Below are 10,319 nucleotides of genomic sequence, written 5' to 3' on the forward strand. Positions count from 1 at the left end.
GACGAGAATAGGCTTGCGTTCCTATTCTCCGCCGCCAAGCGAATGGACATAGACCGCGAGTTCCTTGACCTTGATCTCGCCGAGACGCCCGATCCAGGCCGGCATGACGCCATGCCTCGGGGCGCGGACCTGCGCGGCGATGGCTGTTTCGCCAGACCCATAAAGCCAGATCGCGTCGGTCAGGTCGGGTGCGCCGAGCTCCCTGTTGCCCTTTGCGTTGTCGCCGTGACAAGCAACGCAGTTTTCCGCAAAAACCTTGGCACCGGGCGCCACCAAAGATTCGTCGCTGACGGCTTGGGACAGGCCGGCAATATAGGCGCTGACCTGTTTAATCTGGTCGGCAGTGATAATGTCGCCAAAGGCTGGCATTTCCGAAAGTCGCGTATCCGGATCGGATGCGAAGCGGATACCATGCGTGACCGTCTGCTGGATCTGATCCGCCTTGCCGCCCCACAGCCAGTCATCGTCATTGAGGTTGGGGAAGCCCTTGGAGCCCTGGGCCCCGGAGCCATGACATTGCACGCAATTGACCTTGAACGCGGCGCCACCTGCGGCGACCGCGAATTCGCGTAGTGTATCGTCGGCAGTAATCTCGGAGACGGTCTTCGCCTGAATGGCAGCGACATATTTGCCCTTGGCCACTTCGGCCGCCGCCAGTTCATTCTTGACGTCTTTGCGGCTCGAATACCCCAGCACACCCCTGGTCGCGGAAGTCAGCATCGGCCATGCCGGATAGACGACGGTGTAGCCGATCGCCCAGGCAATGGTGATGTAGAAGGTGATGACCCACCAGCGCGGAAGCGGGTTGTTGAGTTCCTTGATGCCGTCCCACTCATGGCCGGTCGTCGAGATGCCCGAAACCTCGTCGATATGCTCGCTGCCCATGATCAGTCGTCCTTGAGAGGAATGTGAGCGGCTCTCTCGGCTTGCCTGCGGCTGCCGGGACGAAATGCAAAGGCAACGCATCCGAGGAAGAAAAGTGCCATGGCAAGCAGGCCCCAGCTGTCGGCAAACTCCCGCATGAAATTGTAGGTCATCGCCATTCTCCTCAGCGGTAACCGGCGGCTTCGTCATAGGTCCTGAAATCGACCAGCGTGCCGAGCATCTGGAGATAGGCGACCAGCGCATCCATTTCGGTGACCTGCTGCGGATCGCCGTCGAAGTCCCCAACCTTGACTTTCGGATAGCGTCTCTCCAGGCCCGATGTGTCGGCATTCGCATCGGCCTGCGCCATGAGATCGGCATTGGCATGAGCGATCATGTCGTCTGAATAGGGCACACCGACACGGCTGTTGGCGATCAGATGCGTCGAGAAATCCTTCACCTCGATGGGCATGTCCTTCAGGAACGCGTAGCTCGGCATGATCGATTCCGGCACCACCGAACGCGGCTCGGTGAGATGCTGGACGTGCCATCCGTTCGAGTAGCGGTCGCCGACCCGGGCGAGATCCGGCCCGGTGCGCTTCGAGCCCCACTGGAACGGGTGGTCGTACATCGACTCGGCCGCCAGGCTGTAATGCCCATAGCGCTCGACCTCGTCACGGAACGGCCGGATCATCTGGCTATGGCAGAGGTAGCAGCCCTCGCGCACATAGATGTTGCGCCCCACCAGTTCGAGTGGCGAGTAAGGGCGCATGCCTTCAACCTTCTCGATCGTGTTGTCGAGATAGAAGAGCGGTGCGATCTCGACGATGCCGCCGATTGTTACGACCAGCAGGGACCCGAGGAGAAGAAGTGTGGCGTTCTTCTCGATGACCGCGTGTCTGTCCATCAGGCCCATTTTCTGGCTCCTGATCGCACAAGCTGGAGGGCGGGGATGGAGCCGGGCATCGGCTCCTCCTCGCGCTGGTATCCGAGAATGGTCATGGCGATGTTCCAGGCCATGATCAGGGCGCCGGAGAGATACATGGCCCCGCCGATGGCGCGCATGACATAGTAGGGGTGCATGGCGGCCACGGTTTCGGCGAAGGAGTAGACCAGGAAGCCCTGCTCGTTGTATTCGCGCCACATCAGGCCCTGCATGACGCCGGAGACCCACATCACCGCGGCGTAAACGACGATCCCAAGCGTCGCCAGCCAGAAGTGCCAGGTGACGAGCCGCAGCGAATAGAGACGTTGGCGGTTCCAAAGCTTCGGCACCATGTAATAGATCGCGCCGAACGAGATCATCCCAACCCAGCCGAGCGCACCGGAGTGCACGTGACCGATGGTCCAGTCGGTGTAGTGCGAGAGCGAATTGACCGCCTTAATCGACATCATGGGACCTTCGAAGGTCGACATGCCGTAGAAGGCGATGGCCATCACCATCATGCGGATAATCGGGTCGGTGCGCAGCTTGTCCCAGGCGCCCGACAGCGTCATCAGGCCGTTGATCATGCCGCCCCATGACGGCATCCAGAGCATGATCGAGAACACCATGCCGAGTGTCTGGGCCCAGTCGGGCAGGGCGGTGTAGTGCAGGTGATGGGGGCCGGCCCAGATGTATAGAAAGATCAAAGCCCAGAAGTGGATGATCGACAGCCGGTAGGAATAGACCGGTCGGTTGGCTTGCTTGGGCACGAAATAATACATCATCCCGAGGAAGCCGGCGGTGAGGAAGAAGCCGACGGCATTGTGGCCGTACCACCATTGCGTCAGGGCGTCCTGTACGCCGGAGAAGGCTGAATAGCTCTTGGAGCCCAGGAAGGAGACCGGCATCGACAGGTTGTTGATCACATGCAGCATTGCGATGGTGACGATGAAGGACAGGTAAAACCAGTTGGCGACGTAGATATGCGGCTCCTTGCGCTTCAGGATCGTGCCGAGGAACAGGATGAGATAGGCGACCCAGACGATGGTCAGCCAGATGTCCACATACCATTCGGGTTCGGCGTATTCGCGGCTCTCGGTGATGCCGAGCAGGTAGCCGGTCGCGGCCATGACGATGAAGAGCTGATAGCCCCAGAACACGAACCAGGCGAGATCGCCGCCGAACAGACGCGCGCGGCAGGTGCGCTGCACCACATAGAGAGACGTGCAGATCAGCGCGTTGCCGCCGAAAGCAAACACAACACCGGATGTGTGCAGCGGCCGCAGTCGGCCGAAATTGAACCAGGGCTGGATGTTGAGATCCGGGTAGGCGAGCTGCAGGGCGATGACCACGCCGACCAGCATGCCGACGACGCCCCAGAATACGGTGGCGATGGCGCCGTAGCGGATCGGCCCATCCATGTAAGCGGCGGGGTCGATCGGAACTGCCGGCTTGAACTCCGTGTTGCGCAATAGAATCGCAGTGAAGCCAGCCACGGCGAAGAACAAAACCCACATATGCCGCCGAAAAGGTTCATCTACGCCGAAGCCGGCAGCCACCAGGGCCGCAAACGCAAACAGGCTTAGAAGGACGATCTCTGTGCCGAATTTCATCGCAAGCCCCGATTTCCGATTTCGGCGGGCGCCAAACCGCAGTGCCTTATTGCGCAGCCGTGGCCTGCTCGCCCTGATCCATGTCAGAGCCGCACGATTTTGCTTCGAGCAGCATCGAGTTCGGTTCGATCAGACTGTGGCGATCGAATGTGGAAGCGCAGCATCGGCCGCCACGCTTATGGACAGGCCCGGCGTCCCAGGTCGGGCCGGGTTTGGAGGCGATCGCGGGCGTGTGGGAAGCGCGCCTTCTGTGACGCTGGAAAGTAGGCCGATGCCTTGCCGAACGTCGATCGTTTCAATGCCTTGGGACAGCCAGCGCCAGCGTTGCGCTGACTTCGTGACATCCATGGTTCGGGGAGACGGCGATTTTCCCCTGCGTATGAGGCGTATTGACTTCGGCCGAGTGCGATCCTGCCTGGAACAGCCGGTTGCACGTCGAGCACCTCGAGGATGGATGCTTCGCCGACGAGTTGGCCGAAATGCACCTGGCTCATGCGATCGGATGGAGAGCGGGCTGTCGCTATGCGACTTCTTCTAAGCCCAACGCGAGCATGCCCTGCCCCGAACGAAGTAAGTGACGTAGGCGATGCAGCTTCGGTGTCATTCAAACGGCGGTTGCGCCTCGGCCGCCGCAGCGCCGTTCCAGCCGGCTCATGCTGTCCACGGTGACACGGCGGTTGTTCTCGATCCGAATCACGCCGTCCATTCTCAGGCTGGTCAGCTGACGGCTCACGGTCTCGTTTGTAATTCCAAGGAAATCAGAGATGTCGGCACGCGTCATCGGCAGCTCGAAGCACACCGACCTAGCCGCCGGGTCAAGACTGGAACCGATGTTCCGGGCGATCATGAGGACAAAGCTCGCCACCTTCTCCGGTGCGGTCTTGCGCCCCAGAGTCACCATCCATTCGCGTGCCTCGTCGAGTTCGTTCAGCGCCTGCTTGAGCAGGCGATGCACAAATTCCGGTGATTCCTTCATCATCCGTTCGATGGCCGCTCTCGGAAACGAGCATAGCGAGACAGCTGTTGCCGCTTCCGCATTGATCGCGCTTTTCATCTTGAAGGGCCGTCCCAGAAAATCCGGCGCGAACTGGAGGCCGACGATCTGCTGGCGGCCGTCCGAAAGGCTCTTCGTCAGCTTCACCACGCCTGAAAGCACATTTGAATAACAGTCGACCGCCTCGGCGTCGCCGATCAGTTCGACCCCCGGCTCGATTTTGTGCCGCGACGACGTCTTGGCGAGCCGAGCCAAACGGTCTGGTTCGAGCGCACCGCAGACGCCGCGGTGCCGTGCCTCGCAAGACAGGCAAAGAACGGGAATGCCGGAACTGTGAATGTCCTGCCGTAATGTCATTCGATCGCTCTACCGGTCCAGTGCGGGCAGGATAGCAATCGACGGTAGAAAAATCCTTGCGGCAGTTTGTCCGTGCTGAACGTTGATCGAAATCAGGGCTTAGGCTCATCCAAGCATCCACAGTTCCGGCGACGCAAACACGGTGGACCACGACATGCGACTGGAGCTAGCTGCCAGACTTGGCGAGAACGTCCCGCGCTATACCAGTTATCCGACCGCGCCGCATTTCCATACGGGGGTCGATGCCGTCGTTTACCGAGGCTGGTTGGAGGCGCTCGAAGGTGGTGACGAGATATCGCTTTACCTGCATATTCCCTATTGCGACAGGCTCTGCTGGTTCTGCGCGTGCCATACGAAACAGACGCGCCACTACGAGCCGGTGGCCGCTTATCTGCGCTCGCTGTATGCGGAGATCGCGACTATTGGCGGCCTTGTCACCGGCAAGGGCCGAGTTCGCGCGGTTCATTTCGGCGGCGGTTCGCCGACGATGCTCAAACCGGAAGATATCGTGGCGCTGGGAACCGTCCTGCGCAACAGCTTCACGTTTCTCCCCGGTGCAAAGATCAGCGTCGAAATCGAACCCAATGATATGGACGATGCCCGCCTCGAGGCACTCGCCGAAATCGGCATGACAAGGGCGAGCCTCGGCGTCCAGGATTTCGACCCGAAGGTGCAGACAGCGATCAACCGCGAGCAGAGCTTTCTGCAGACCAAGACGGTTGTTGATGGCGTCCGTTCGCGTGGCGTCGAATCCGTCAATCTCGATCTGCTCTACGGCCTGCCGCATCAGACCAGGGAGAGCGTCGCCTCCACGGTTGCACAGGCACTGACCCTGGAACCGGATCGGATCGCGCTTTTTGGCTACGCCCATGTGCCGTGGTTCAAGAAACATCAGACGATGATCGACGAGGCCTGGTTGCCGGGTCCGGCGGAGCGGTTTGCCCAATCGCAATTGGCAGCGCGGGCGATCATGGACCAGGGATACGAAGCAATCGGGCTCGATCATTTCGCCAAGCCGGGCGATGCGCTGGCGCTTGCGGCACGCGCCGGGACTTTGCACCGGAACTTCCAAGGCTACACCGAGGACGGCTACGAGACATTGATCGGCCTCGGCCCATCGTCCATCAGCCAGTTTCGCCAGGGCTATGCACAGAATATGCCTTCGACCGCCGAGTATGGACGCATGGTCGAAGACGGCGGGCTGGCTGCGGTCCGCGGCATTGCGCTTTCCGAAGACGACCGTGTTCGCGGCTGGATCATCGAGCGGCTGATGTGTGACTTCGGCTTCTCGGCGATCGTACTGGTGGAGCGCTTTGGCGAAGCCGGCCAAAGACTTCTCGTCCGAGCGAGTTCCACGGCCCTCCAAGATCCTGCGCGGTTGCTTGAACTTGATGGTGACCGCTTCGTCGTGCCTGCGGAAAGCCGGCCCTTTGTCAGGAGCATCGCGGCAAAGTTCGACAAATATTTCGAAAGTGGAACGGCCAGGCACTCAGCGGCAGTCTGAGCACCGCAGAGGAACGGTCATGGTTCTCAGTCGATCGTGAACCGATTGCGCTACGTTTTTCACTGTTGATCGGCGACCGTCGTGTCGAGACAAGAGAGCGGACCAGACGCGTCTTGGCATAGCGACGATATCGTCCGGTCGTGCCTTCCGGCGCCGTATTCCATTTCGCAGTCCCTGAAGCGCCACGTCGAGTCCGGCCTCTTTTCTGTATCGGAAGCAGTCGACAATCGTCCTGGCCAGATCATGGTTGTCGGCCGACAGCTCCCTTCGGCCTTGCAACAAGAATCCGCAAGGACCGTGCCAGCTGCAGCAGGCGCCGCCGCATCGCACCACCACACTATCCACCCGTGGCTCGCGCTAACCTTTGATTGGTTCGCGCCAGGCCGACGCCCGTCGAAACCGAGCCTCGGCAACATTCCGAGTCGTAAGCGGCTGGCCACGCTCTTGGTGCCGGTGGCAGAAAGTCCGCAAGCACCCCGGCAGCGCCGTCAAGCGTGGGACAACCCGTCCACCCGAATATCCGCCGGCGCAGTTTCAGTGAAAAGCGGGCCTAGGCTAGACGGCTCTCTTGTTACCCCAGAGCATAACGTGCAGCTGCGGCAGCACACGGGCTTCGAACCACCTGTCGCGGGTCACGCTATCAACCAGCCACTCCATGCGCTTCAATATTCCGTCAAGGTCGACAGGCGCGTCTTCATTTGCGGGGCGTGGCGGCGTGTGATTGCCGGGTTGCAGATAGATCGGAAGTCGCGGAAATCTCGCAGCGGCGTCTTTCGCGTAGGCGTAGTCCCTTTCGTCGAAAACAATGAGCTTGAGCACGACTTGCGGCCTGCCTTGTGCCGCCTGGAGGCACGCCTCGAAAGCGGCCCAATCGGTCGTCATTTGGCTTGACGGCGGCTTTGGGCTGAGGACTAGCACGTCAAGGTCGGCAAACCAGTCCCTGGCCACCGAACCTTGGGTTTCCAGCGCAAAACGGTAACCTTCACCATGGCCTCGCTCGATGAGCGCGGCGAGCGGCTGGATGGCCGGATTGCCGCCTGACAGCGACACCATCAGCGGGCGGCCACCGGAAAGCGCAAGCACGTTTTGCCACACCGCGCCAATGGACATCATCTCCCATTCATGGCGGAATTGATTGTCCACCGCATGCAGGCTGTCGCACCAGGAACAGCGATAGTCACACCCGCCGGTTCTGACGAAGACGGTCGGCAAACCGATGAGCACGCCCTCGCCCTGGATCGTCGGCCCGAAAATCTCACTCACGCGGATTGCGGGATGCGTATCGGTCATGGCCGGTATTCCGCCCAGGTTTTCGGCGTTTCGCTCACCCGCACGGCCGAGGTTTCGGGCAGGCGTGCCTTGCACCATTCATAAAAATGTCTGGCCAGATATTCCGCCGTGACTTGCTCATGTCCCAGCACGTCGTTGAGATGTCGGTGGTCGAAGCTCTCGTCGATGTAGCGTTTGAATGGCGCCAAATCGTGATAGTCGCGCACGAAGCCGTTCTCGTTCAGTCCATTCGCTGAAAGCTCCACTTCAACGATGTAGTTATGCCCGTGCAGGCGCGCGCATTGGTGATCGGGTGGCAACGAGGTGAGCTGATGCGAGGCTGAGAAGTGGAATTCCTTGGTGATGCGGAACATTACGCGGTCCTCCTTCGCAGCGCATCGAGCCAGAAGTCGGAGTCCTCGTAGTCGGTGGGGTCCGGCTGCCCAGAGAGATGAAACGCCTCGCGCCGCTCGACACAGGTCCCGCACCTCCCGCAGTGACGCTCGGCGCCCTTGTAGCAGGACCAGGTCTGCGCAAATGGCGTGCCGTATGCTGCTCCATTCCTAACAATGTCCGCCTTCGTGAGATTCACATAGGGTGCATAAATGCGAATCTTCGCGTAGCCGTCGAGCGCGTGGTCCTGCATCATCTGGAAAGCGTCGATGAAGGCCGGACGGCAGTCGGGATAAATGAAATGATCCCCACCATGCACGGCCGTCGCCACCGCCTCAGCGCCGTGCGCTGCGGCGAAGCCGAAGGCAATGGCCAACATGATGGCGTTCCGGTTCGGCACCACCGTGACCTTCATCGTGTCTTCGGCGTAGTGCCCGTCGGGCACGTCCACATTATCGGTCAGCGCGGAGCCGGAAAGGCCGCCGCCGATCTCGTGGATGTCGATGATGCGGTGCGGGACGCTCAGTCGCTCCGCGCAAAGGGCGGCGAAGCCCAATTCCTTCCTATGCCGTTGGCCGTAATCGAAAGATAGGAGGCCGGCGAGTTCGTGCTCCGCTGCCACCTTGTGAGCAAGGGTAACGGAGTCCAATCCGCCGGAGCAGACGACGAGAGTCTTCATTTTTGGGTCCTTGTTTTAACCGGGTAGGCTGCGACCGGAGATTTCTCTGCGCTCCCAGTACTTCAGGAAATCCATTTTGTGAAGTGAACGGGGGACGAGTTTCATGCGCTGACGTGCAGCTGTGTGCAAGGCGCCCTCGCGGTGAGCCTGCAAGGAACACTGACTAGCGAAACGTCACGCTTCAGCGGAATGCTCAAAGGCGAGCGCACCAGAATAAGCTCTGCAGGAGGTCCGGACCTTCGTAAACAAAGTTCCCGACGATCAAGCGCCCGGCGGTCCCGAGCTTCGAGGGACGCCACCGCGAGGGTTTCAGGTACTAGACGGCCCAAGGATGGGCTTGCCGCAAACAACGGACTTACCAGTGGGATGTTCAGCGACGCCGATGCAGATGTCTGGAATGATCACGACATCAGTTGTCGCGGCAACTTTGGCTGGCCTGCTCCTCGGGTTCCGTAGATCCAGCGCATTCCGCTTCAGGATCGGTTCGAACCGGAGCACGCCCTCGGTCAATGGACTGACCGGCAAACCCTGAATGATCGGTCGTGAGCCGACATCTGAGAACAAGCGGTGTGGTCGATTGCTATCACCCATGTGTTGCGCGCAGGTACCTTATGGCAGTGGATGAACTGGATTTGATGGTTTTACGGCTGGCGGTCGAAAGCGTCCGCTCGCTCTCCTTAAGCTTCGCTGAAAAGGCCGCCGAGGTAGCCACCAGGAGCCGCGGCATCCTGCTTTTCGACGTGCGGGTCGACGGTGACGCGGAGGTCCAGCGGGTCGCAGCCATCCGATATCAGGGCGACCAGATCGGCGTGCTGGCGTTGGACAGACAGGGTCTTGTTACCCACCAGTGCATCGTCAACGGTACGTTCTCACATTTCACTACGCCCTTGGAGAACTGGCACAGCATGCCCCTGTCGATGCAGGCCAAGATCGATGCCAACGGCCATGCCAGTCTCTTCGTAGGGGCCTTGCGAAATGCCGGACATTTGCTGGGCAGCTAGCATTTGGCCAGAATGCATCTGTGAATTTTTGCATGCGCATCGCTGCCGACAGCGCCGGCATGATTGTCGTGCTCGAAAACGGCTGCGGCGATCGCGGCAAAGCGATCGCCGCGATGATGGCGATCTACGCGTGGGCGTTGCATCGATGCGCGATCGTTTAGACAGAGGTCTCCGCCTGGCATCGAGCAACATGCACGGAGGTACGCAAAGCGCAAATGCATCAAGTATTTGAAGGGACGAGCCCCTCGCGCAAATGGAGCTTGCGCTGCCGTTGTCGTCCCATCGTGCCGCCGAACTCGGGGGCGTGACGATCGACCACGATGGCCTATTTTTTTGCAAAGCCGAATGTCCCGATTCCGAAGCCAAGGAAAAAACTCCGACCACAGCGAAGAATAGTAACAACACGGCGACGCGAGCCGCCTTGCGCTCTAGCAGGGGAGGTGCTTGCGGTGCTCTCACCGACACAAGATCGCAAATGGCACGTGGGTGAGCACCAGAACTGGCGACACGCATGGTGATCGGCTTGACTCGCTGGAGGAAGCACAAGGCCTCAGTGGGCGGAGGCGCCAGCGACGGTCGAATACTGACTGGCTGCTCGGGATCTGATCGTTGAAATGACGTGGGATTTGGTTGCTTAAGCCGATCCGAACCATTTCCCGGAGACCACACCCACCATGAACGATCTTGCGCTGCCGCTGAGCGGTTTGTCATCAGTCGGCG

General features: G+C 60.2%; 11 protein-coding genes. 3 read left to right on the top strand and 8 right to left on the bottom strand.

The features are described from left to right. Positions 1–21 precede the first annotated feature (21 nt). The 5 genes from ccoP to NKK47_RS27185 all read right to left on the bottom strand — a co-directional run bounded on the left by ccoP (position 22) and on the right by NKK47_RS27185 (position 4,753). Positions 22–885, bottom strand: a complete 864-nt coding sequence (gene ccoP, locus NKK47_RS27165; RefSeq protein ID WP_352578923.1) for a cytochrome-c oxidase, cbb3-type subunit III — start codon at positions 883–885, stop codon at positions 22–24. A gap of 2 nt (positions 886–887) precedes the next feature. Then, positions 888–1,037 (bottom strand): cbb3-type cytochrome c oxidase subunit 3, encoded by a 150-nt coding sequence (locus NKK47_RS27170; RefSeq protein ID WP_352457387.1) that lies wholly within the window; start codon positions 1,035–1,037, stop codon positions 888–890. 11 nt (positions 1,038–1,048) lie between these two features. Further along, positions 1,049–1,780, bottom strand: a complete 732-nt coding sequence (gene ccoO, locus NKK47_RS27175) for a cytochrome-c oxidase, cbb3-type subunit II (RefSeq protein WP_352549583.1) — start codon at positions 1,778–1,780, stop codon at positions 1,049–1,051. Continuing rightward, on the bottom strand, positions 1,771–3,402 hold the full coding sequence (ccoN, locus tag NKK47_RS27180; protein ID WP_352578924.1) for a cytochrome-c oxidase, cbb3-type subunit I: 1,632 nt from the start codon (positions 3,400–3,402) through the stop codon (positions 1,771–1,773). The genes ccoO and ccoN overlap by 10 nt, the downstream gene beginning before the upstream one ends. A gap of 604 nt (positions 3,403–4,006) precedes the next feature. After that, complete coding sequence (locus NKK47_RS27185; protein ID WP_352578925.1) at positions 4,007–4,753, bottom strand: Crp/Fnr family transcriptional regulator; 747 nt, start codon at positions 4,751–4,753, stop codon at positions 4,007–4,009. Between the two features lie 154 nt (positions 4,754–4,907). On the opposite strand from NKK47_RS27185, the gene hemN reads away from it, so the two are divergent. Then, positions 4,908–6,257 (top strand): oxygen-independent coproporphyrinogen III oxidase, encoded by a 1,350-nt coding sequence (gene hemN, locus NKK47_RS27190; protein WP_352578926.1) that lies wholly within the window; start codon positions 4,908–4,910, stop codon positions 6,255–6,257. A 555-nt stretch (positions 6,258–6,812) separates the two neighbouring features. Here hemN and queE read toward each other — a convergent pair. The 3 genes from queE to queC are packed head-to-tail and all read right to left on the bottom strand — an operon-like array spanning position 6,813 to position 8,598. Next, on the bottom strand, positions 6,813–7,547 hold the full coding sequence (gene queE, locus NKK47_RS27195; RefSeq protein ID WP_023679624.1) for a 7-carboxy-7-deazaguanine synthase QueE: 735 nt from the start codon (positions 7,545–7,547) through the stop codon (positions 6,813–6,815). Beyond that, entirely contained in the window at positions 7,544–7,900 is a 357-nt protein-coding gene (gene queD / locus NKK47_RS27200; RefSeq protein ID WP_023679623.1) for a 6-carboxytetrahydropterin synthase QueD, read from the bottom strand. The genes queE and queD overlap by 4 nt, the downstream gene beginning before the upstream one ends. Continuing rightward, positions 7,900–8,598, bottom strand: a complete 699-nt coding sequence (gene queC, locus NKK47_RS27205) for a 7-cyano-7-deazaguanine synthase QueC (RefSeq protein ID WP_352578927.1) — start codon at positions 8,596–8,598, stop codon at positions 7,900–7,902. The genes queD and queC overlap by 1 nt, the downstream gene beginning before the upstream one ends. A gap of 611 nt (positions 8,599–9,209) precedes the next feature. Here queC and NKK47_RS27210 point away from each other — a divergent pair. Together NKK47_RS27210 and NKK47_RS27215 are read left to right on the top strand one after the other, a co-directional pair. Further along, on the top strand, positions 9,210–9,599 hold the full coding sequence (locus NKK47_RS27210; protein ID WP_352578928.1) for a hypothetical protein: 390 nt from the start codon (positions 9,210–9,212) through the stop codon (positions 9,597–9,599). Between the two features lie 32 nt (positions 9,600–9,631). Next, positions 9,632–9,760 carry a hypothetical protein gene (locus tag NKK47_RS27215; protein ID WP_023722056.1) on the top strand — a complete coding sequence of 43 codons (129 nt, stop codon included), beginning with the start codon at positions 9,632–9,634 and terminating at the stop codon, positions 9,758–9,760. Positions 9,761–10,319: the final 559 nt, after the last annotated feature.

It is taken from the genome of Mesorhizobium sp. M0019, from assembly GCF_040323975.1.
GTDB lineage: Bacteria > Pseudomonadota > Alphaproteobacteria > Rhizobiales > Rhizobiaceae > Mesorhizobium.

Coding starts and splice junctions, on each gene's coding strand:
- ccoP (WP_352578923.1), bottom strand. CDS start 885: ATGGGCAGCGAGCATATCGACGAGGTTTCGGGCATCTCGACGACCGGC.
- NKK47_RS27170 (WP_352457387.1), bottom strand. CDS start 1,037: ATGACCTACAATTTCATGCGGGAGTTTGCCGACAGCTGGGGCCTGCTT.
- ccoO (WP_352549583.1), bottom strand. CDS start 1,780: ATGGGCCTGATGGACAGACACGCGGTCATCGAGAAGAACGCCACACTT.
- ccoN (WP_352578924.1), bottom strand. CDS start 3,402: ATGAAATTCGGCACAGAGATCGTCCTTCTAAGCCTGTTTGCGTTTGCG.
- NKK47_RS27185 (WP_352578925.1), bottom strand. CDS start 4,753: ATGACATTACGGCAGGACATTCACAGTTCCGGCATTCCCGTTCTTTGC.
- hemN (WP_352578926.1), top strand. CDS start 4,908: ATGCGACTGGAGCTAGCTGCCAGACTTGGCGAGAACGTCCCGCGCTAT.
- queE (WP_023679624.1), bottom strand. CDS start 7,547: ATGACCGATACGCATCCCGCAATCCGCGTGAGTGAGATTTTCGGGCCG.
- queD (WP_023679623.1), bottom strand. CDS start 7,900: ATGTTCCGCATCACCAAGGAATTCCACTTCTCAGCCTCGCATCAGCTC.
- queC (WP_352578927.1), bottom strand. CDS start 8,598: ATGAAGACTCTCGTCGTCTGCTCCGGCGGATTGGACTCCGTTACCCTT.
- NKK47_RS27210 (WP_352578928.1), top strand. CDS start 9,210: ATGGCAGTGGATGAACTGGATTTGATGGTTTTACGGCTGGCGGTCGAA.
- NKK47_RS27215 (WP_023722056.1), top strand. CDS start 9,632: ATGCGCATCGCTGCCGACAGCGCCGGCATGATTGTCGTGCTCGAAAAC.